Here is a 22,781-nt window from a genome sequence, read left to right as displayed (position 1 = left end):
TCAATCCCGTTCATCCAGACAGGAGCGCACCTGCGAGCGGAGGGCCAGCCTCATGGCATCATGATCGCTGCACGTTCCCTATCCGTTCCCATGACGATCAAAGGCAAAGCCACCTCCCTGGACATCGCCCACCTGGCCGGGGTCTCCCAGCCGACCGTGTCGCGGGCGCTGCGTGGCAGCCCGATGGTCAACGCCGAGACCCGCGAGCGCATCCTGCGCATCGCCCGCGAGCTGAACTACAAGGTCGACAAGAACGCCTCCAGCCTGCGCCTGCGCAACGCCGGCACCCTGGCCCTGCTGTTCTTCGAAGACCCGACCAACGACGACTCGCTGATCAACCCGTTCTTCCACTCGATGCTGGGCTCGATCACCCGCGCCTGCGCCCTGCACGGGCAGGACCTGCTGGTCTCGTTCCAGCAGTTGTCCACCGACTGGCAGGCCGATTACGAGGACAGCAACAAGGCCGACGGCATCATCCTGCTCGGCTACGGCGACTACCACGAATCGCGCGACCGCCTGCAGCGGCTGGTTGAACAGGGCACGCACTTCGTGCGCTGGGGCGCCGCCCTGCCCGGCCAGCCCGGCGTCTCGATCGGCAGCGACAACTTCCAGGGTGGGCATGACATCACCACCCACCTGCTGCAGCAGGGCTGCCGCCGCATCGCCTTCCTCGGCCATGCCTCCAGCCATTACCCCGAATTCCAGGAGCGCTACCGCGGCCATGTCGCGGCCCTGCAGGACCACGGCCTGGCTGCGGAGCCGGCGCTGCAGCACGATGCGATCACCACCGAGGCTTCCGGCCAGGAGGCCTGCCAGGTGCTGCTGGCGCGCGGTGAACCGATCGATGCGATCTGCGCCGCCAGCGACCTGATCGCCATCGGTGCGATGCGCGCGCTCCGCGAGGCTGGCCTGCGGGTGCCACAGGACGTGGCGGTGACCGGCTTCGACGACATCCCACTGGCGGCCTCGGTATCCCCGGCGCTGACCACCGTGCAGCAGGACACCAAGCAGGCCGGACAGCTGCTGGTGGAGCGCCTGCTGGCACTGATCGGCCGGCAACCGGTGGAGAGCCAGAGCATCCCGGTGAAGCTGGTGGTGCGGGAATCTTCGCTGCGCGGGTAAGCGCTGCCAGGCCACCGCCCCACGCCCCAACGTGCGACGACGGAATTCTCCCCCCATGACCAACGGCGGATGCGCACGGAAGCTGATGCGCGGATAACGCGCAGACATCGCCCATGGAAAGGTGTACGTCGCATGCTGAAGATCGATTCGCTGTCCAAGACGTACGCCAACGGCGTGCATGCCCTCAACAACGTCAACCTGGACATTCCGCGCGGCATGTTCGGCCTGCTCGGCCCCAACGGCGCCGGCAAGTCGTCGCTGATGCGCACGCTGTCCACCCTGCAGGAGGCCGACAGCGGCACGGCTACCCTCACCATTCCAGGCGAGGCGCCGATCGACGTACTGCGCGACAAGGACGCGGTGCGCCGCCGGCTGGGCTACCTGCCGCAGGATTTCGGCGTGTACCCGAAAGTCAGCGCGCTGGACCTGCTGGAGCATTTCGCGGTGCTCAAGGGCCTGACCCAGCGCGCGCAGCGCCGCGAGGTGGTCGATGGACTGCTGCAGCAGGTGAACCTGTGGGACGCCCGCAAACGCAAGCTGGGCACCTACTCCGGCGGCATGCGCCAGCGCTTCGGCATTGCCCAGGCGTTGCTGGGTGACCCGCGGCTGGTGATCGTCGATGAACCCACCGCCGGCCTCGACCCGGAAGAACGCAACCGCTTCCTCAACCTGCTGGCGGCCATCGGCGAGAACGTGGCGGTGATCCTGTCCACCCACATCGTCGAGGACGTAACCGATCTGTGCCCGACGATGGCGATCATGAACAAGGGCCAGGTGCTGCTGACCGGCCGTCCTGCCGAAGCCATCGACGCCCTGCAGCACCAGGTCTGGCGCAAGCAGGTCGATCCTTCTGAACTGGCCGACCACGAAGCGCGCTACGTGGTGCTGTCGACCCGCCTAGTCGGTGGCCGCCCGGTGATCCACGTGCACAGCGCCAACGACCCCGGCGACGGCTTTGCGGCCGTAGCTCCCGACCTCGAGGACGTGTACTTCCAGCGCCTGCGCCTGCAGGCCCGTGCCCGCGCGGCAGCCTGAGCGGAGCACGCCATGATCCTCAACTTCTTCCGCTTCGAGCTGCGCGAGCAGCTGCGTTCCCCGCTGCTGTGGCTGCTGGCCGGGCTGTTCGCCCTGCTCGCCTTCGCCGCCGCCTCCAGCGACGCCGTGCAGATCGGTGGCGGCACTGGCAACGTGCACAGCAACGCGCCCACCGTGATCGCGCAGATGCTGGGCATCTTCACCCTGCTCGGAATGCTGGTCACCGCCCTGTTCGTCAGCAACGCGCTGTTGCGTGACTTCGAACTCGGCACCGCCGAACTGATCTTCGCCAGTCCGGTGAAACGCCGCGATTACCTGGCCGGACGCATCGCTGCCGCCTTGGCGGCCGGGCTGCTGGTCTACGTCCTGATCGCGTTCGGCCTGTGGCTGGCGCCGTTCATGCCGTGGGTCGATCCCGAGCGCATGGGCCCGATCAGCTGGCAGGGCTATGCGTGGACGTTCGCGGTCATCGTCATTCCGAACCTGCTGTTCACCACCGCGCTGCTGTCGCTGCTGGCGGCGCTGACGCGCTCGATCCTGTGGGTCTACATCGGCCTGGTGGCCTACCTGGTCTTGTACGGCGCCAGCGCGGCCCTGCTGCGCGACATCGACAACACGTGGATCGCGGTGCTGAGCGAACCGCTGGGCATGCGCGCACTCGGCCGCACGATCCGCTACTGGTCCACCGCCGAACGCAACAACGGGATTCCCGAGCTCGCCGGTTACCTGCTGGTCAATCGCGCCCTGTGGTTGGGCGTGGCTGCCGCGCTGTTCGCCGCCACCTTCGCGCTGTTCCGCACCGAACGCAGTGGCAGTGGCCGTCGGCGCTGGGGCCGCAGGCAGGCGCAACCGGTTGCCGATGCCAGCGTGGTCCGTCCCACCCGCGCGACGCTGCCGCGCGTGGTACCGGCGTTCACTGCCACCACGGCGTGGCAGCAGTTCCTGCGCCAGGTGCGCTTCGATACACGCGGCGTCCTGCGCAGCGTGCCGTTCATCGTGCTGCTGGTGCTGGGCCTGGCCAACTTCCTGCCCAGCGCGCTGTTCCGGCAGACCTTGTACGGCACCTCGATCTGGCCGGTCACCTCGCAGATGATCATGGGCTTGCAGGGCGCCTTCAGCTGGCTGCTGGTGATCATCGTGCTGTTCTTCGCCGGCGAGCTGGTCTGGAAGGAACGCAGCGCGCGCATCAACGAAGTGACGGACGCCATGCCGGTGCCGAACTGGGTACCGCTGCTGGCCAAGTTCACCGCGCTGCTGGCGGTGATCGTCTGCTTCCAGACCGCCGGTGCGATGGCGGCGATAGGCGTGCAGCTGGCCAAGGGCTACACGCATCTTGAGCCGCTGCTGTACCTGCGCAGCCTGGCCCTGGATTCGGTGGTCTACATCCTGATGGGCGGCCTGGCGCTGGTGCTGCAGGTGCTGACCAACAACAAGTTCGTCGGCTACGCACTGCTGATCGTGGTGATGATCGGCCAGGGTGTGCTCGGCCTGCTCGACTACACGCAGAACCTGTACAACTTCGGCAGCTGGCCCAACGCGCCCTATTCGGACATGAACGGCTACGGCCACTTTCTGACCGGACAGCTGGCGTTCCAGGGCTACTGGGCCCTGTTCCTGCTGACGTTGATGTGCCTGGCATCGGCATTCTGGGTGCGTGGCGTCAGCCAAGGGCTGCGCCAGCGACTGGCCCTGGCCGGCCGCCGCCTGCGCGGTCCGACCGGCGTCTTCGCTGGAGTAGCGGCCTTGGCCTTCATCGGCGTGGGCGGCTGGCTCTACTGGAGCACCAACATCCGCAACGAGTTCATCTCGCCCGACCAGCAGCTGGATCTGCAGGCCCGCTACGAGCGCGAGCTGTCGAAGTACCGCACTTTGCCGCAGCCTCGCATCGTGGCGGTGGACAACCGCGTGGACCTGTTCCCCGAATCGCAGTCGATGGTGATCGATGCGAACTGGACGGTGCGCAACACGCATGCCGTGCCGATCCAGGACGTGCATGTCTCGATGGGCGACGACAAGCAGCTGGTCGCGGCTGACCTGGGTGGGCAGACCTTGTCGATGCACGACGCCGACCTTGGCTACCGCATCTACCGCCTGGCCGCGCCACTGCAACCGGGTGAAAGCCGCAACGTCCACTTCCGGGTGGTGCAGAAACCCAATGGCATCACCGCCGGCCAGGCGCCGAGCAACATCGTCGACAACGGCACGTTCTTCAACAGCCGCGTACTGCCGTCGTTCGGCTACAACGAAGGCGCCGAGATCAGCGACCGCAACGAGCGGCGCAAGCGCGGCCTGGGTGAGCCGCGGCGCATGCCCAAGCTGGAAGACGAAGCCGCGCGCGCCAACACCTACATTTCCAACGACGCCGACTGGCTCGATTTCCACACCACGGTCTGCACCGCACCGGACCAGGTGGCGCTGGCGCCGGGCTATCTGCAGAAGGAGACCACGGTGAATGGCCGCCGCTGCTTCAGCTACGCCATGGACCGGCCGATGCTGAACTTCTACGCCTATCTGTCGGCACGCTGGGAGGTGCGCAAGGCGAAGTACAAGGACATCCCGATCGAGGTCTACTTCGACCCGGCGCACGGCTACAACGTGGACCGGATGATCGAAGCGGTGCAGAAGTCGCTGACCTACTACGAAGCGAACTTCACGCCTTACCAGCACCGCCAGGTACGCATCATCGAGTTCCCGGGCTATGCGCGCTTCGCGCAGTCGTTCGCCAACACCATCCCCTACTCCGAGGCCATCGGCTTCATCGCCGACCTGCGCGATCCGGACAAGGTGGACTACGTGTTCTACGTGACCGCGCACGAGATCGCGCACCAGTGGTGGGCGCACCAGGTGATCGGTGCCAACGTGCAGGGCGCGACGGTGCTCTCCGAATCGTTGTCGCAGTACTCTGCGCTGATGGTGATGGAGCAGGAGTACGGCCGCCAGCACATGCGCCAGTTCCTCAAGCGCGAGCTGGATGGCTACCTGTCTGGACGCGGTGGCGAGGCCATCGAGGAGCAGCCGCTGGAGCGCGTGGAGAACCAGCAGTACATCCACTACCAGAAGGGTTCGCTGGTGTTCTACCGGCTGCGCGAGGAAATCGGCGAGCAGGCGCTGAACCGCGCGTTGAAGCGCTTCCTGCAGGACAAGGGCTATCAGCAACCGCCGTACACCACCTCACGCGAACTGCTGGACTACATCCGGGCGGAGACCCCGGCCGACCGCCAGCAGCTGGTCACCGACCTGTTCGAGAAAATCAGCTTCTACGACAACCGGGTGATGGCCGCCAGCGCCCGCAAGCGTGATGACGGCCGCTACGAGGTGACCCTGGACCTGCACGCCGCCAAGCAGTACGCCGACGGCAAGGGCAAGGAGAGCGACGGCACGATGGATGACTGGGTCGAGATCGGCGTGTTCGCCAACGGGCCGTCGGGCAAGGAGCGCGACCAGAAGGTGCTGTACCTGCAGCGCCACCACATCACCAGCGCCGCGCCGAAGATCACGGTAACCGTGGATGAAAAGCCGGATGAAGCGGGCTTCGACCCGTACAACAAGCTGATCGACCGGGTGAGCGATGACAACCGACGCAAGGTGACGATGTGAGGCAACGGGGCGCCGGCCTGTCCGTCGGCGCTCCACGCAACACCTGCGGGCTTGGCTCGGCCTTACTGTAGTGCCGAGCCATGCTCGGCACATTGTCCACGACAGCCGCGAAGATTCAGTGCACCGGGGCTTTCGGCCCCAGCAACGCCAGCAGCACATAGACCACGATCGAGGCGGCGGTACCGAGCGCTGCCGGCAATCCGTATACCCACGCCGAACGGCCCTGCTGGCGCGCCCACTGGGCCAGATGCCAGGCCGCGCCCAGATTGATCAGCCAGGCAATGACGAACACCGGCCACAGCACCATGCCCACCGCGCGCAGCAGGGGCATGGAGACCAGTGCGGCAACGATGGCTGCGATCAGGAAGATCAGTGCTGAGCGGGGGTGCCGGGCCGTTGCGGCGCTCATGCGGCCAACCTGCGCACCATCACCAGCACGCGGTGGCTGCGGTTGTCCGCTTCCTGCAGCGGCTTCCAGCCCAACCGCGCATACAGGCCGCCATCCAACGATTCGGTCTGCAGGTACAGTTCGGAAACGCCCATCCGCACCGCCTGCGCCGCGGCCTGTTCGACCAGCGCGCCAGCCAGCCCACGCCCGCGATGACTATCGGCCACGAACACGCTGCCCAGCCAATGCTCGTACTGCGGGAAGGCCTGCATTTCCCGGCGCTTGAGCTGCACGGCACCGACCACCTGGTCTCCATCGAAGGCGGCGATCAGGTGCGGGAAACCCTCGGCGTCCTGAGGTGTGTTCAGCCGCTGCAGTTCCTGTTCCAGCGACAGGCCGGCGTCGCGGCCCCATTCGGCGTGGTACCACCGGGCCAACTGCTGCCGTTCCGGTGCATCGGCGGGTAATACCCTGAATTCCATGGCAATGCCTCGATGGGGAAGCGTTCTGTAGAGTCGAGCCATGCTCGACTGATCTGGCACTGTGCGAAAGGCAGTCGAGCATGGCTCGACTCTACAAATATAGCGCGGTGGCGGTTCAGCCCTGGGCGAAGTCCTTCAGGATCTCGCCCACGCCGCTTGGCGAAATCTCAAAGCCCAGCGAAGTGCCCGGATTGATCACCACGCCATAGCCACCCGGCACACGGCGCAGCACGTCCAGCATCAGCCAGCGGATCTGGTGTTCGGCCTGCTGGCTGTAGATGCCCACCCGCGACGGGTCGGTGAACACGGCCACGTGCAGGGTGCCCTGCTTGTCGAACAGCAGCGGGTCGAAGCCGCTGCCGTCGGGAGTGACCAGGCTGCCGGTCAGCAGCACCACTTCGGAGGCGACGAAGGCCTCCATGAAGGCGCGGATCGGCACCGCCCCGTCCATCGCCGCCTTCAGCAGGGTTTCGATCGGGGTCTGCGGGGCGAGCTCGGTCATGGCGGTACGGCGGGGCGTGAGGGGTGCCTATTGTAGAGTCGAGCTTGCTCGACTGCTCGAAAAGCGTGCCAACCAAGGTTGGCACCCACCAGAGCGGTAGGCAGGTGCCATGGATTCATGGGTTGCCGGCCAGCGGCCGGCACTACCGCCCCAGCCGCTGATCCCGCGCCTTCTGGTCGGCCATCGCCTTGTCCAGCTCGGCCTGCAATGCCGGCTGCTGCACGGCGGCGTCCAGCACGTAGACCTTCACGCCGTGCGCGGGCACGTCGGCCTTCAGGGATGCATCCACCTGCAACGAACCGCCGTCCAGTGCATCGCGCCAGCGGCCCGCCTGCACGTAACGCGACACGGTGAGGGTCCTGGTCCGGTCGCCCTTGTTCAGCAGCACCAGCGCGGTCTGCGCCACGTCGCCATACTGCAGCACGCGGAAGAACACCGCTTCATCACCCTGCAGGCGCTCGTTCACCTGCAGGCCACGCTGCAGCGCGGGCGTGGCTTCGCGCAATCGCGCGATACGCTGCAGCGGCGCGAAGATCGGACTCTCCGGTGCGGCGTCCACACGCGGCTGGCCGAAGTAGGCACGATTGCCGGCATGCTCGGCGCGGCCGCGCATGAAGCCGGTTTCCGAGCCGTAATAGACCACCGGAATGCCGCGTGCGGTGAACAACCAGTTGTGCGCATCGATGAAGCCGCTGTCGCTGGCCTGCAGGCGCGGCATGTCGTGGTTGTCGTAGAAGCTCATCAGCTCGTACGGATTGGCGTACGGGCCGCCGGTCAGGTGCAGTGGCTCGGCCAGGGTTTCAAAGCCCTTGCCGGCGATGCCGAAGGTCTGTTCCAACGCGCCGCGCAACGGGAAATCCAGCACGCTCACGTTGGCATTGGACGGCCAGGTGTGCTCGGCGATGCTCGCCGCGTTGTAGTCGAACGCTTCGCCGAACATGAACATGCCCGGATGTTCAGCGCGGATGCGCTTGACGAAGGCATGCCACCACGGATGCGGTAGCCAGCCGATGGTATCGATGCGCAAGGCATCCACGCCCTGCGCGGTCCACTGCAGGTAAGCACCCACCAGATAATCCATCACCGCCGGATTGTCCTGGTTGAAGTCGGACAGCTCGGCAAGGTTGCCGTCGAAGATCGATCCGTTCTTGCCGTCGACCGGACCGATGTTGTTGTAGAACGCGTGCAGCGGGTTGTGCTTCGGATCCAGCTTCCGCGGTGGCAGGTTCTGGTGGTCGGCGATCAGCGTTCCGTCCTTGTCGAAGATCTGGCCGAACTGCGGCTGCCGCGTCGGCATGGTCCAGGCTGGCGAGCCGTGGTTGCCGACGATGTCCAGCACCACCTTCAGGCCTGCGCCGTGCAGGCCCTTGGTCAACCCCGCGAAGTCCAGGTCCTTGCTGGGCAGGTGCTCATCGAGCTTGTAGAAGTTGATGCCCCAGTAGCCGTGGTAGCCGGTCTTGCCGCGATCGGTCAGCGTACTGGTGCAGCTGATCGCCTTGCTGCCGGTGAACGCCTCGTCCGGGTTGTCGATGATTGGCGTGATCCATACCGCGCCGAAGCCGAGGTTGCGGATGTACTGCGCATTGTCGAGCACGCCGCGGAAGTCGCCACCGAGGTAGCCGATATTGCCGTCCACCTTGTCCGGGCACGGCACCGGGATATCGAAGGTGCGGTGCGTGCCGCCCTGGTCGCGATGGTCGTTGGACGGGTCGCCGTTGACGAAGCGGTCGGTGACCACGAAGTACACCGCATCGCTGGCGAACGGCTCGGTGGTGCCCACATAGTCCGGGCGTGGCGCGGCCGTCGCATGGCCGGCCAGCAGCACCAGGGAAACAGCAACAGACAGCGCACCACGCATCACACCACCTCCGGACGGGACGGAACCCGCAGCACGCACAGGCCGGCGACGAACAGGCTGCAGCCGCCCAGCACCAGCACATGCATCGGCTGGCCACCCAGCCAGGCGCGCAGGGCAAAGCCGAGCGCGCTGGCCGCGACCAGCTGCGGGATCACGATGAAGAAATTGAAGATGCCCATGTACACGCCCATCTTCGAGGCCGGCACGCTGTCGGACAACAGCGCATAGGGCAGCGAAAGAATGGACGCCCAAGCGAAGCCGACGCCGACCATCGACAGCAGCAGCCAGTGCGGGTCGCGGATGAACATCAGCGAGACCAGGCCGGCGCCGCCCAGCCACAGGTTGACCAGGTGGCTCCAGCGCAGGCCGATCGCACGCACCATCGGCGGGATCAGTACCGCGGCCAGCGCAGCGAAGCCGTTGTAGGCACCGAACAGAACGCCCACCCAGTTGGCGCCCTCGTTGTAGGCCGCTGACTGCGGATCGGTCGAGCCGAAGTGGGTACCCGCCACCGCGGCGGTGGTGTAGATCCACATCGCAAACAGCGCGAACCACGAGAAGAACTGCACCCACGCCAAACGACGCATGGTCACCGGCATCGCGCGCAGGTCGCCGACGATGGCGGCCAGCATATGCGTGGCCGGCAACGCACGCGCGGCCGCCAGCAGCAGGCCGTAGCCGGCGCACAGTCCTGCCAGCACATACAGCATCCTGTCGCCCTGCCGCCAGGCGATCAGCAGCGCCAGCACCACGCCGAGCCCCAGCCACAGCGCCACCTGTGCCCACGGCGCGGGGCCACTGATCGCAGCCCCTGCGTGGTGCGCCGGCGGCTCGGCATCGTCAAACCCGGCCAGCTCCGCCGGCGAGTACTCGCGGGTGCTGACCACCGTCCAGGTGATCGCCGCCAGCAGCACCACCGCGCCGAAGTAGAACGCATAGCGCACGGTATCGGGCACTTCGCCGGCAGCTGCGGTATTGGCAACACCGAAGTGGGCCAGGATGAACGGCAGGAAGCTGGCGACGATGGCGCCCACACCGATGAAGAAGCTCTGCATGGCATAGCCGGCCGGACGCTGGCGCGGCGCCAGCTGATCGCCGACGAAGGCGCGGAACGGTTCCATCGACACGTTGATCGAGGCGTCCAGCACCCACAAGGTACCGGCGGCGATCCACAGCGTCGGCGAATTCGGCATCACCAGCAGCGCCAGCGTAGTCAGTACCGCACCGATCATGAAGAACGGGCGGCGACGGCCCCAGCGCGTCCAGGTGCGATCGGACAGGTAACCGATCACCGGCTGCACCAGCAGGCCAGTCAGTGGCGCCGCGATCCACAGCCCGGGCACCGCGTCCATGTCCGCGCCCAGTGTCTCGAAGATGCGGCTGGCGTTGGCGTTCTGCAGGGCGAATCCGAACTGGATGCCGAGGAAGCCGAAACACATGTTCCAGATCTGCCAGAACGACAACTGCGGTTTGACGGGACGACTCATCGTGCGCCCTCTTCCATCGCCACCGGCGCCACCTTCAGCGCCTGCACCTGGGCCTGGTTGAGCACACCCTCACGTCCACCCTTGCCGCCCGTGTAGTGCGCGAAGTGCTGCAGCGCGCTCATGTTGAAGCCCTCTTCAAGCGCGACCGTGCATTGCCCCTTGGGCACCGTGAATGTCGCCGAGGTCGAGTCCTGCATCGCCACGCTGTGCGGCAGAGTGACCGTATGCCGCTGCAATGGCTGGCCCGGGCACTGCAGCACCAGCTGCTTGACCGCAGCGGTGACGCCGGTGTTGATCGGCCCGTTCGCGTTGCGGTACTGCAGGCGCAGGCGCACCTGCCCGGCCTTGACCGAGGTGAACTGCCAGCGTTCCTCGCCCTTCAGCACCTGCTGCGGACCGACGCAGAGCGTCGGGCTGTGCAGCGACTCCAGCGCACCCTCGCGCAGGGTCAGGCTGAGGCAGTGCTGCAGGCCATCGTCGCTGATGTGCACCGGGCCATTGCTGGCGACGAGGGCCCTGCCGTCCTTCCACAGAACCTGCTCGGCTTGCACCGGAACGTTCCAGCCCGTGCCCATGCGCAGGGCCTGCGGTGCCGCCGGTGTTGCGGGCGCACGCGCGTTGGCATCCGCAGTCGTGGCAGCGAAACCGGTTGCTGCCGGGGCAGCGACCAGCTGCACCGTGGTAGTCGTGCCACGTGTGATGGTGCTGCCGGCCACCAGCAGGCCATCGCCCACGTTCTGCGGGCGCTCCAGCACATAGCGCCTGCCGTTGGCTTCCAGCGTGATGCGGGGATGCGTGCCGAACAGCTCCGGCACCAGCACGGCCGGCAGCTTGGGCTGCATGCGGCCATCGTCCTGCACGCCGAACACGCCCTCGACCACCATCGACAGATAGCCGGCCACCGACCACAGCTGGCGTTCGGAGTTGACCACCGGGCCGCTCAGCGCTCCTTCCTCGACATGCACGGCCTGGCTGACCAGTTCGTAGTTTTCCATGTTGGAACCGGCCAGCGCCGCGCCCTGCATCAGCGAACGGATCTCAGCGGCGATGCGCGGCGCATCGTCCAGCTGCCGCGCCGCACGCAGAGAGTACGCGCTGACAAACGGCCAGATCGCACGGTTGTGGTAGATCGGCTGCTGCGATTCCTGCGGCCAGACCACCGGGCTTCCGGCCGGCCCCATCGGGTAAGCGGCCAGCGCACGGCGCGCACGCTCGGCCGGCAACACCTCGGCGAGGATGCCCAGCGACAGGCCGAGCAGATCGACCTTGGCGTAGGGCACCGGGTGCGCGGCTTCGCCGATGTAGCTCATGTACTGGCCCATTTCCTCGCGCCAGAAGCGCGCATCGATCTGCTGCGCCAACGCATCGGCCCACGCCTTGTAGTCAGCCGCGCGGGCATCACCATGTTGGCCAGCCAGGCGTTCGGCCAGGCGCAGCGCCTGGTAGTGCAGCACGTTGGTGGACAGCGCATAGGAATCGCCGATGAAGCGCACGTCCTCGCGGGTCCAGTCCGGATAGGTCTGCTCGCGCCAGTCCAGGAACGAGGTCTCACCACGGTACAGGCCCACCTGCGCGTCGAACACCATCGCGCGGTCCTGCGCCAGCGTGCCCTGCAGCGCCTGCCAGACCTGGTCGGCAAACGCGCGATCGTCCAGCAGGTGGCGTGCCGCCAGGAACCACACCACCCGGTCGCTGCTGATCGGCCAGCTGCCGCCGGAACCGGTGTCCTGCGCGACGAACAGGCCGGGCGTATGGCCATCGCGCGCTGCCGAGAGCTTGAACTGAAGCGACTGCCGGGTGCGCTGCGGGTCCAGCCGCGCCAGCGCCAGGTCGGCGGCGAAGCTGACATCGCGGGTCCACACGTAGGGCCAGCGCGCGCCGGTCTGGAAGCACTCGCATGGCACCGGCCGGCCTTCATCGAACGCGGGATCGCGGATCGCATCCACGCGGTCCTGGTCCATCTCCTGCTGGGCCAGCGCGAACAGTGCATCGAACATCACGCTGCCGGTCTGGCTGCGCATCGGCATGGGCGCGATACGCACCTCAGCCTTCGGCGCATGCAGCACGTAGCTGCCGTTGGCAGCGGCTTCGGCGCGCGCATGGCGGCCGTCGAATTGCAGGTCGGCCGCCTGCGCGGTCGATCCCAGCGCTGCCCCCAGGGCAGCGGTCAGGCAAATGATCTTCAGCATCGAAGCGGCGGACCGGCTTTCGCCCGTCGGCCTCCCTCCCTCTCTGCACGCGTTGTAGGTCCGCACCGTCGTTGTCGGCGGGCGGGCGCGGCCCCTCCCTCAAGGTGCCTTGGCCCCATGGTAGACGCGGGGCTGTCGGCTGCGTCCAGCTGCATACGTATTCATGGCGTTGCGCGGTAGCGGGCCTGCCGCGCTGGCTTATGGTCCGGGTCTGCCAACGGCGCCTTGGGAGGGGAAATGCCGATGTCACCCACTGCTGTACGCGCGGTGTTCGCGCACCTGCTCGGTCTGGCTCTGCTGGGCCTGGCCACGCTGGCGCAGGCCGCGCCGCAGGTGGCCAGCGTCGAATCACCGGGAAAGGTGCTCAAGGTCAGCCTGGTGCTGGACGGTGGCACCGCGCGCTATCGCGTCGAGCGTTTCGGCGAGACCGTGGTGGAAGATTCGAAGCTGGGCTTTGCCTTGCGCGATGGGCGCCTGGACCGGGATTTCGCCCTGCTCGGCCAACAGCAACGCAGCGTCGATGACAACTGGGAACAGCCCTGGGGCGAACGCCGGCTCACCCGCAACCACTTCAACGAACTGACCGTGCAGCTGGCCGAGACCACCGGCAGCAAGCGCCGGCTGGATGTGGTGTTCCGCGTGTACGACGATGGCCTTGGCTTCCGCTACGTATTCCCCGAGCAGCCGAACCTGCGCGAAGCCATCATCGATGACGAGCTGACCGAGTTCGCCATCGCGCAGGATTCCACCGCGTGGTGGATCCCTGCCGGCGAACCGATCCACTACGAGTACCTGTACCAGCGCACGCCGCTGCGCGAGGTTCCGCTGGTGCATACGCCGATGACCCTGCGCAGCCGCGATGGCCTGCACGTGGCGATTCACGAGGCTGCGCTGGTCGACTACGCCGGCATGTGGCTGCGCCGCACCGAGGGCCAGCGCCTGCGCGCGCAGCTCTCGCCCTCGGCCGAAGGCTGGAAGGTGCGCCGCGGCCTGCCCTTCGCCACGCCGTGGCGCACGCTGCAGATTGCCGACCGTGCCGGCGGCCTGGTCGAATCGGACCTGATCCTCAACCTCAACGAACCCAATGCGCTGGGTGATGTGAGCTGGGTGAAGCCGGCCAAGTACCTGGGGGTGTGGTGGTCGATGCACCTGGACAACGAGAGCTGGGCGACCGGGCCGAAGCATGCGGCCACCACCGCGAAGACGAAGAAGGTGATCGACTTCGCCGCCGCACACGGCTTCCGTGGCGTGCTGGTGGAAGGCTGGAATCCGGGCTGGGACGGCATGTGGGTGAGCAATGGCTACGACTTCGATTTCACCCGTGCCACGCCCGATTTCGACATTGAAGCGCTCTCGGCGTATGGCCTGAACAAGGGCGTGCACCTGATCGGCCACCATGAAACCGGCTGCGCCATCGAGCACTACGAGGACCAGCTGGGCGCCGCGCTGGACCTGTATGCGCGGCTGGGCGTGGACCAGTTCAAGACCGGCTACGTCTGTGACGACGGCCAGGTCGACCGCCGCAATCCCTCGGGCGGCCCGCTGTGGCGTGAGTGGCATGACGGGCAGTTCATGGCGCGCCACCATCTGAAGGTGGTGCATGAAGCAGCGCGCCGCCATCTGTCGGTGAACCCGCATGAGCCCATCAAGGACACCGGCCTGCGCCGCACCTATCCCAACTGGATCTCGCGCGAAGGCGCACGCGGCATGGAGTACAACGCCTGGGGCCAGCCGCCGAACCCGCCGGAACATGAGGTCAACCTGGTGTTCACCCGCATGCTGGCCGGGCCGATGGATTACACCCCCGGCATCCTCAGCTTGAAGGGCCGCCACGGCCAGGCCATTCCCAGCACGCTGGCACGCCAGCTGGCGCTGTACGTGGTGCTGTACAGCCCGATCCAGATGGCCGCCGACCTGCCCGAGCACTACCTGCAGCATCGCGAGGCATTCCGTTTCATCGAAGACGTCGCGGTGGACTGGGAGCAGAGCCGCGTGCTCGATGGCGAAGTGGGCGACTACGTGACGATCGTGCGCCGCGACCGCAACAGCCGCGACTGGTTCCTCGGCAGCATCACCGACGAGCACGGCCGTGTGCTGCCGGTGTCGCTGGGCTTCCTGGAACCGGGCGTGCGCTACCGCGCCGAGATCTACCGCGATGGCGAGGGCGCGGATTTCCGCAGCAATCCCTTCGCATTCGCGCGCGAAACCCGAGAGGTGACCAGCGCCGACGTGCTGACGCTGGTGTTGGCACCGGGGGGTGGGCAGGCCATTCGTTTCACGCCGCTTTGAATGCCGCGGTAGTGCCGGCCGCTGGCCGGCAACCCGGTGAACGCGATTGCCGGCCAGCGGCCGGCACTACCGCAAACAGAACCTGAAAGCGATTACATCCCTGCAAACGCCATTGAATACGTATGCAGGGTGATTCCCGCGAAGAACGCGCTGCCTACCATAGCGGCGACGACAGCGGCCACCGCGTCGCACGTCCACGGTCACTCCGGGACGTTCACGAATCGATCTGCAACATTGCCTGGGAGGGGAAAATGTTGAACCACAAGCGCAGCGCGCTGAGCATCGCGCTGGCCGTTGTCCTGGCGCCGACGCTGGCGTCGGCACAGTCCACGCAGAGCACCACCACGCCGGCCGCCACCGCCGCCACCAACCTGGATACGGTGCAGGTCACCGGCATCCGCCGCGGCATCGAGAACGCAATCGCGATCAAGCAGGACGCCACCTCGGTGGTCGAAGCGATCTCCGCCGAAGACATCGGCAAACTGCCCGACGTCAGCATCGCCGAATCCATCTCGCGCCTGCCCGGCCTGGCCGCGCAGCGTGTGGCCGGCCGTGCGCAGGTGATCAGTGTGCGTGGCCTGTCGCCCGACTTCGCCACCACCCTGCTCAATGGCCGTGAAGTGGTCAGCACCGGCGACAACCGCGGCGTCGAATTCGACCAGTACCCGTCCGAGCTGGTCAACGGCGTGACCGTGTACAAGACCCCGGACGCGGCGCTGGTCGGCCAAGGCCTGTCGGGCACCATCGACATGCAGACCGCACGCCCGCTCAGCTTCGGCGAGCGCGTGATCGCGGTCAGCGGCCGCTACCAGAAGAGCTCCCTGGGCCGCGCCGCCAACATCGACCCGTATGGCAACCGTTTCAGCGCCAGCTACATCGACCAGTTCTTCGACAACACCCTGGGCATCGCCATTGGTTATGCGCACAGCGACATGCCGATCCAGGAGAACCAGGTCGGCCTGTACGAGCCCTGGACCACCGAACACACCGACAAGGGCGAGCGTCGCGGAATCGCACCTGGCACCTACTTCACCGATGGCATCAAGGCCCTGCGTCGCACCGGCAACAACAAGCGCGACGGTGTGATGGCAACGATCCAGTTCCGCCCCAGCAACAGCTGGACCAGCACCTTCGATGCGTTCCATACCGAAGCCGAGCAGATCGACACCGCCAACCAGTTCGAGCTGAGCCTCAGCGGCAACGGCGAGGACAGCAACAATCCCAACGCGATCCTGCCGGTGTTCAACAATGTCGGTCGCAATGCCGATGGCAGCTTCACCGGTGGCACGATCAACAATGCGTACCCGCTGGTGCGCGGCATGTACAACAAGCGCAAGGACAAGATCGATGCGTTCGGCTGGAACAACGAGTTCAACGTCGGTGGCGTGAAGCTGGTCGCCGACCTGAACTACTCCAAGGCGACCCGCCGCGAGATCAACCTGGAAAACAACCTGCAGCTGGTGCCGCGCCCGCAGTTCGACACGATCGGGCTGGTGGTGAACAACAACAGCTTCTCGCAGATCACGCCGGGGCGCGACTATTCCAATCCGGACAGCCTGTTCCTGACCAACACGATCTATGGTTCCGGCTACGGCAAGGTGCCAGAGGTCGAAGACCGCTTGAAGGGCGCCAAGCTGGCGGCCACGCTGCCGGTTCCCGAGGCCATGTCCAGCTGGTTCTCCGATGTGGACGTGGGCGTGAACTATGCCGACCGTCGCAAGCAGAAGGCTCAGGCCGAAGGCAACATCCTGCTCGGCGCCCAAGGCGAATCCACCATCGCACCGGACCTGCAGTACCGCCCGGTCAACCTCGGTTTCGCCGGCATCGGCTACATCCCGTCGTGGAATGTGCCGGCAGCCGTCGGTCGTTACATGACCTTCAACCCGGTCGACAACCTGGACTACCTGATTCCGAAATCCTGGACGGTCGAGGAGAAGATCACCACGGCGTGGGCACGCCTGAACATCAACACCGACATCGGCGTGGTCGGCGTACGCGGCAACATCGGCGTGCAGATGCAGCACACCGACCAGAGCTCGGATTCGCGCTACTGGGACAGCTCGCAGCCGGCGGGCAGCAACATCCAGCCCTTCTCTGCCGGCAGGACCTACAAGGATTGGCTGCCTAGCTTGAACCTGGTGTTCATGTTCCCGCACCAGCAGACGCTGCGCTTCGCCGCCGCCAAGCAGGTCGCGCGCCCGCGCGTGGACCAGATGCGTGCCGGCCTGGAATTCGGCGTGGATACCAACAACGGCCGCCCCGGTGGCAGCGGTGGCAATCCGCTGCTGGATCCGTGGCGCGCCACCGCGCTGGATCTGTCCTATGAGAAGTACTTCGGCGAGAAGGCCTACGTGGCTGCGGCGATCTTCTACAAGGACCTGAAGAGCTACGTCTACACGCAGTCGGTGGACAACTACGACTTCAGCGGCCTGCTCGGCAACTACGTGCCACCGCCGGGCATGACCGCACCGGTGCTGACCACCGGCACCTTCTCCACGCCGCAGAACGGCAAGGGCGGCACGTTGAAGGGGCTGGAGCTGACCGGGTCGTTCCCGCTGGAGATGCTGACCGACAGCCTGCGCGGCTTCGGCGTGCAGGCCAGCGCGACCTTCAACAAGAGCGACATCACCATCCTGGATCCGGAGAGTGCCTCCAGTGTGGGCACCGACCCGATCAGCCTGCCGGGACTGTCCAAGCGCGTGTACAACTTCACCGCCTACTACGAGCGCAGCGGCTTTGAAGCACGTGTGAGCCAGCGCCGCCGTTCGGACTTCATCGGTGAGATCGGCAACTTCAACGGCAATCGCACGCTGCGCTACGTGGTGGGCGAGAACGTGACCGATGCACAGGTCAGCTACACCTTCAGCGACAGCAGCAGCCTGCGCGGGCTGACCCTGCTGCTGCAGGGCAGCAACCTGACCAACGAGCCGTACCGCACCTACGCCGGCAGCAAGGACCGCCCGCTGGAGTACATCGAGTGGGGCCGCACCTACATGCTGGGCGTGAACTACAAGTTCTGACCACGACCGGGTAGTGCCGGCCGCTGGCCGGCAGCGACTCATCGGAAACCCGCTGCGCAGGCAGCGGGTTTTCTTTTGCGCAGATGCCGGCCGTTGGTCGGCAAGGCCCATCCACGCATGGCGTGGATAAGGGCCATCCCCAGTAGATCCACGCCATGCGTGGATGCCTTTCGCCGGAAGCCCACCCACAAAAAAGGGACGGGGCGCTTCGGCCCCGTCCCCGCAAGTACCGCCACCGGAGAAAACGGTCAGCTGCGTCGGGCGCAATACACCGCGCGCGGCGGCAGCTGGAGTTCATTGCCCTGCACCGTGCCCGCATCCGGGCCCGGCACCGCCACCTGCTGCCAGTTGCCCGGCGGCAGCGGATGGCTCACCGCCTCGGCCGACAGGTTGAAGGCCAGCAGGAGGGTTTCATCTGCAAGCATACGCTCGAACAGCAGCACTGGCTCGGCGCTTTCGATGAATCGGATGCTGCCATGCAGGAGTGCCGGCTGGCTATGCCGCCAGGCCAGGAACCCGCGGAACGCAGCCAGGACCGAGTCCGGGTCGCGCTCCTGCACCGCCACGGCCGCGGCGCGGTGCTCGGGCGGAATCGGCAGCCACGGCTGGCCGGCGGTGAAACCGGCCAGCGGCGCGTCGGTCCACGGCAGTGGGGTCCGGCAGCCATCGCGGCCCTTGAAGTTGGGCCAGAAGGTGATGCCATAGGGGTCCTGCAGGGCCTCGAACGGCACCTCGGCCTCGGCCAGGCCCAGTTCCTCGCCCTGGTACAGGCAGACCGAGCCGCGCAGCGAGCACAGCATCGCCACCAGCATCCTCGCCAGGCGCGGGTCAGCCGGGTGGCCGCCCCAGCGGCTGACCGCCCGCTCCACATCGTGATTCGAAACCGCCCAGCACGGCCAGCCTTCGGTCATTGCCGCTTCCAGCCGCGAGACCGTGTCGCGGATGTAGGCCGCGCTGTAATCGTCCACCAGCAGTTCGAAGCTGTAGCCCATGTGTAGGCGGCCATCCCGGGTGTACTCGGCGGTGGTGGCCAGCGAGTCCTCCGAGGAGATCTCACCCAGGCTGACCGCCCCCGGGTACTCGTCCAGCAGCGCGCGCAGCCTCTCCAGGAACGGCAGGTTCTCCGGCTGGGTGTTGTTGTAATAGTGGTACTGGTAGGCGTACGGGTTGTCCGGGCTGAAGCCGCGACCGAAGCGCTTCTCCGCCGGCTTGGCCGGGTTGTCGCGCAGCTGCGCGTCATGGAAGCAGAAGTTGATCGCATCCAGGCGGAAGCCATCCACGCCGCGGTCCAGCCAGAAGCGCACGTTGTCCAGGGTCGCCTGCTGCACGTCCGGGTGATGGAAGTTCAGGTCTGGCTGGTCGACCAGGAAGTTGTGCAGGTAGTACTGCTCTCGGCGCGGCTCCCACTGCCAGGCGCCGCCGCCGAACAGCGACAGCCAGTTATTGGGCGGCGTGCCGTCCTCGCGCGGGTCCGCCCATACGTACCAGTCGGCCTTGGGGTTGGTCCGGTCCTGGCGGCTCTCGCGGAACCAGGCGTGCTCGATCGAGGTATGGCTCAGCACCTGGTCGATCATCACCTTCAGGCCCAGACCGTGCGCCTTGGCCAGCAGGCGGTCGAAGTCGTCCAGGCTGCCGAACAGCGGGTCGACGTCGCGGTAGTCGGCGATGTCGTAGCCGAAGTCGGCCATCGGCGATTTGAAGAACGGCGAGATCCAGATCGCGTCCACGCCCAGCGTTGCGATGTGGTCCAGGCGCTGGATGATGCCCGGCAGGTCGCCTACCCCGTCGCCGTTGGCGTCAAGGAAACTGCGCGGGTAGATCTGGTAGATGACGGCTCCGCGCCACCATGGATAGTGCGACATCGACAGCCCCCCTCCGGGCGTGCGGGACCCGCCGGGAGCGGGCCGAAATCCTGATGCCGCAAGCTTAGCGGTGGCCTCACGGGCATGGCGCAACCTGCATACGTATTCACGCAGGCGGCATCCGTGGCCGGGCCGCGGACGCCGGCCTGCCCGGTTTGCGCCCGAATTCACAGGCAACGCCTATAATCAGCGATGAGCCTGAAAGCCTGATCGCATGACCATCACCGAAGACACCCGTCCCGCCCTGGGCCTGCCCCAGATCCAGTCGCTTGCCGCGGCCGACATGGCCGCCGTCGACGCCCTGATCCGGCGCCGCCTGTCCTCGGACGTCGTGCTGATCAACCAGATCGCCGATCACATCATTTCCGCCGGCGGCAAACGCCTGCGCCCGATGCTGGTGATGCTGGCCGGCCATGCGGTCGGCCAGGCCGGCCCGGACCACCACCAGCTGGCGGCGATCATCGAGTTCATCCACACCTCCACCCTGCTGCACGACGACGTGGTGGACGAATCCAGCCTGCGCCGTGGCCGCAGCACCGCCAACGCGCTGTGGGGCAACGCGCCCAGCGTGCTGGTCGGCGACTTCCTGTACTCGCGCAGCTTCCAGCTGATGGTCGAGCTGGAGCGCATGTCGGTGATGCAGATCCTGGCCGATGCCACCAACCGCATCGCCGAGGGTGAAGTGCTGCAGCTGCTGCACGTGCACAACCCGGATACCGACGAAGCCGCCTACCTGCGCGTGATCGAGCGCAAGACCGCGGTGCTGTTCGCCGCCGGCACCCGCCTGGGCGCGCTGGCCAGCGGCGTGGATGAAGCCACCCAGCAGGCCCTGTTCGACTACGGCATGCACCTGGGCTACGCGTTCCAGATTGCCGACGACGTGCTGGACTATTCGGCCAATGCCGAGGAGCTGGGCAAGAACCTGGGTGACGACCTCGCCGAGGGCAAGGCCACGCTGCCCCTGATCCATGCCATGGCCCATTCGGACGCCGCCACCCGCGAACGCCTGCGCACCATCGTGCAGGACGGCGACGCCTCGGCGATGCCGGAAGTGCTGGCCGCGATCCGCGCTACCGGCGGCCTGGAGTACAGCCGCGCGCGTGCCGAGGAATATGCCGAGGCCGCCGAGCGCGCGCTCGATGGCCTGGCCGACAATGATGCCGTGGCTGCCCTGCGCGGCCTGGCCCGCTACGCGGTGCAGCGCTCGCATTGATGGGTTGAGGTGTGCCGACCAACGGTCGGCACGGAAACATCGGTGACTACCGACCGATCGCGTTTACCGCATTGTAGTGCCGGCCGCTGGCCGGCAACCTCATGATGCTGCGGATGTCACGGGAATGCCGGCCAGCGGCCGGCACTACCGCTGCACGGTTCAACGTTTCTCGAAGCGCTCCTCGAAGAACTCATCCAGCGCCTTCCACGCACGCTTCGCCGCGCGCTCGTTGTACTGGCAGCCCGGCGGGCTGTTGGCATCGCGCTCGGCAAAGCAGTGCACCGCGCCGCTGTAGTTGGTGAACTCCCAATCGACCTTGGCCGCGTCCATTTCTTTCTGGAAGCTGCCGATGTCCTCGGCGGTCACGCTGGTGTCGTCGGCGCCATTGAGCACCAGCACCGACGGGTGGCTGCCACCAGCCTGTGCCGGCAGCGGCGAACCCAGCCCGCCGTGCAGGCTGACCACCCCTGCCAGCGGCGCACCGGCACGGGCCAGCTCCAGCACCGTGGTGCCACCGAAACAGAAGCCCACCGCACCGATCCGGCTGGCATCGAGCGGCGCCTTGCCGGCCTGGGCCTTGAGCACGTTCACCGCCTCCAGCGCACGCGCACGCAGCAGCGGCCGGTCGTTGCGGAGCTTGGTCGCCACCGGCCCGGCCTCGGCATCGGTCTTCGGCCGCACGCTCTTGCCGTACACATCGGCCACCAGCACCACATAGTCATCGCCAGCCAGCTGCTTGGCCTTCTCCACCGCCGACTCGTTCACGCCTTTCCAGTTCGGCACCATCACCAGCCCGGGGCGCTTATCGTTGTCGCCGTCGTCATAGACCAGCACGCCACTGAAGGTCGTACCCTGGTGCTTCCACTCCACCGGCTGCGTCTTCATCGCCGCCCACGCCGGCATCGCCGCCAGCCCCAGAACCACCGCCACACCGCATCGCCAACGATTCATGCGCCTGCTCCGCAAGAAAAAGGGGACGGAGGGGATTAAGCCGTATTCGCCCCTCCCGCGTCGCATTCTGCATTGGCGACGTGACGCAGGTGTGGTTGGATACGACTTAATCCCCTCCGTCCCCCTTTTTTCGCATGAATCTTGTTGATCGCTTCCTGTCTGGCCTGATCCCCCGCCTGCCTGCCGAGGATGCCCCGCAGTGGGCCCACGTGCAGGGCGCCAGCGGCGAAGACCTGCAGCGCCTGCGTGCGCAGTGGCCGCAGGTGCCGGACAGCCTGCTGGAACTGTTGTCCCGCGTGGATGGCACCCACTTCCGTGAGTACCCCGGCGGCGAGGTCTGCGTGCTGGTGCTCGGCTCGGACGTGGAGGACGGCGGCTATCCCTACTACCTGCGTTCGGTCGCGCAGATCTTCGAGGACCAGCAACAGTGGGACGACAGCATCCGTTCCATCTACGAAGAGTGGCTGGATGACGAGCCGGAGATCCTGGGTGAGGGCATCGACGCCGATCTGCCGATGAACCGCCGCCTGTGCTTCTCGCACTGCATGAACAACGGCGGCACCTCGATGCTGTACCTGGATTTTGATCCCGCGCCGGGCGGCGCGGTCGGCCAGGTGGTGCGCTACCTGCACGATCCGGACAGCTATGCGGTGATCGCGCCCAGCTTCGATGCGTACCTGCAGCAGCTGATCGAAGGCGGCTACGCGTTCATCGACGAGGAGCAGTAGATCCACGCCATGCGTGGATGAATTTCTCCGGAGGTTGCCGGCCAGCGGCCGGCACTAC

General features: G+C 66.6%; 15 protein-coding genes. 7 read left to right on the top strand and 8 right to left on the bottom strand.

The genetic code is table 11. From position 1 onward, the window contains the following. The first annotated feature begins 90 nt into the window (after positions 1 to 90). The 3 genes from ACZK4Z_RS05675 (at position 91) to ACZK4Z_RS05665 (ending at position 5,754) form a co-directional block, all read left to right on the top strand. A complete protein-coding gene (locus ACZK4Z_RS05675) occupies positions 91 to 1,122 on the top strand; it encodes a LacI family DNA-binding transcriptional regulator (RefSeq protein ID WP_032129583.1) in 1,032 nt (343 codons plus the stop codon). A gap of 132 nt (positions 1,123 to 1,254) precedes the next feature. Further along, positions 1,255 to 2,157, top strand: coding sequence for an ABC transporter ATP-binding protein (locus ACZK4Z_RS05670; RefSeq protein ID WP_024956967.1), 903 nt, complete (start codon positions 1,255 to 1,257; stop codon positions 2,155 to 2,157). Positions 2,158 to 2,169: 12 nt separating this feature from the next. Then, entirely contained in the window at positions 2,170 to 5,754 is a 3,585-nt protein-coding gene (locus ACZK4Z_RS05665) for an ABC transporter permease/M1 family aminopeptidase (protein ID WP_125893697.1), read from the top strand. A 115-nt stretch (positions 5,755 to 5,869) separates the two neighbouring features. On the opposite strand, the gene ACZK4Z_RS05660 is transcribed toward ACZK4Z_RS05665, so the two are convergent. The 6 genes from ACZK4Z_RS05660 to ACZK4Z_RS05635 form a co-directional block, all read right to left on the bottom strand. Further along, positions 5,870 to 6,163, bottom strand: coding sequence for a hypothetical protein (locus tag ACZK4Z_RS05660; RefSeq protein WP_032129586.1), 294 nt, complete (start codon positions 6,161 to 6,163; stop codon positions 5,870 to 5,872). Beyond that, positions 6,160 to 6,624, bottom strand: coding sequence for a GNAT family N-acetyltransferase (locus ACZK4Z_RS05655; protein WP_032129587.1), 465 nt, complete (start codon positions 6,622 to 6,624; stop codon positions 6,160 to 6,162). Before ACZK4Z_RS05655 ends, ACZK4Z_RS05660 begins: the two co-directional genes overlap by 4 nt. 115 nt (positions 6,625 to 6,739) lie before the next feature. Beyond that, positions 6,740 to 7,126 (bottom strand): SseB family protein, encoded by a 387-nt coding sequence (locus tag ACZK4Z_RS05650; RefSeq protein ID WP_125893695.1) that lies wholly within the window; start codon positions 7,124 to 7,126, stop codon positions 6,740 to 6,742. A 142-nt stretch (positions 7,127 to 7,268) separates the two neighbouring features. Further along, positions 7,269 to 8,984: an alpha-amylase family glycosyl hydrolase gene (locus ACZK4Z_RS05645; protein WP_125893693.1), complete on the bottom strand. Its 1,716-nt coding sequence runs from the start codon at positions 8,982 to 8,984 to the stop codon at positions 7,269 to 7,271. After that, entirely contained in the window at positions 8,984 to 10,471 is a 1,488-nt protein-coding gene (locus ACZK4Z_RS05640; protein ID WP_125893691.1) for an MFS transporter, read from the bottom strand. The genes ACZK4Z_RS05645 and ACZK4Z_RS05640 overlap by 1 nt, the downstream gene beginning before the upstream one ends. Further along, the gene (locus ACZK4Z_RS05635; RefSeq protein WP_125893689.1) at positions 10,468 to 12,660 is read right to left on the bottom strand and encodes a glucosidase family protein; all 2,193 of its coding nucleotides are present in this window, start codon (positions 12,658 to 12,660) and stop codon (positions 10,468 to 10,470) included. Before ACZK4Z_RS05635 ends, ACZK4Z_RS05640 begins: the two co-directional genes overlap by 4 nt. A 237-nt stretch (positions 12,661 to 12,897) precedes the next feature. Between ACZK4Z_RS05635 and ACZK4Z_RS05630 the strand changes: the two genes are divergently transcribed. Beyond that, complete coding sequence (locus ACZK4Z_RS05630; RefSeq protein WP_125893687.1) at positions 12,898 to 14,949, top strand: glycoside hydrolase family 97 protein; 2,052 nt, start codon at positions 12,898 to 12,900, stop codon at positions 14,947 to 14,949. A 251-nt stretch (positions 14,950 to 15,200) separates the two neighbouring features. Next, entirely contained in the window at positions 15,201 to 17,969 is a 2,769-nt protein-coding gene (locus ACZK4Z_RS05625; RefSeq protein WP_185749958.1) for a TonB-dependent receptor, read from the top strand. Between the two features lie 248 nt (positions 17,970 to 18,217). On the opposite strand, the gene ACZK4Z_RS05620 is transcribed toward ACZK4Z_RS05625, so the two are convergent. Continuing rightward, a complete protein-coding gene (locus tag ACZK4Z_RS05620; protein WP_100437487.1) occupies positions 18,218 to 19,831 on the bottom strand; it encodes an alpha-glucosidase in 1,614 nt (537 codons plus the stop codon). Positions 19,832 to 20,045: 214 nt separating this feature from the next. On the opposite strand from ACZK4Z_RS05620, the gene ACZK4Z_RS05615 reads away from it, so the two are divergent. Further along, entirely contained in the window at positions 20,046 to 21,044 is a 999-nt protein-coding gene (locus ACZK4Z_RS05615; RefSeq protein ID WP_100437486.1) for a polyprenyl synthetase family protein, read from the top strand. A 159-nt stretch (positions 21,045 to 21,203) separates the two neighbouring features. Here the strand turns inward: ACZK4Z_RS05615 and ACZK4Z_RS05610 are convergent, their stop codons facing one another. Beyond that, on the bottom strand, positions 21,204 to 21,995 hold the full coding sequence (locus ACZK4Z_RS05610; RefSeq protein ID WP_125894214.1) for a dienelactone hydrolase family protein: 792 nt from the start codon (positions 21,993 to 21,995) through the stop codon (positions 21,204 to 21,206). Between the two features lie 134 nt (positions 21,996 to 22,129). On the opposite strand from ACZK4Z_RS05610, the gene ACZK4Z_RS05605 reads away from it, so the two are divergent. After that, a complete protein-coding gene (locus tag ACZK4Z_RS05605) occupies positions 22,130 to 22,723 on the top strand; it encodes an SMI1/KNR4 family protein (RefSeq protein WP_125894212.1) in 594 nt (197 codons plus the stop codon). Positions 22,724 to 22,781 lie beyond the last annotated feature (58 nt).

This window comes from Stenotrophomonas sp. 71799_Sma (assembly GCF_056482505.1).
The sequence above is the reverse complement of the archived record's forward strand: the minus strand, read 5'-3'. Positions and strand labels throughout refer to the sequence as shown.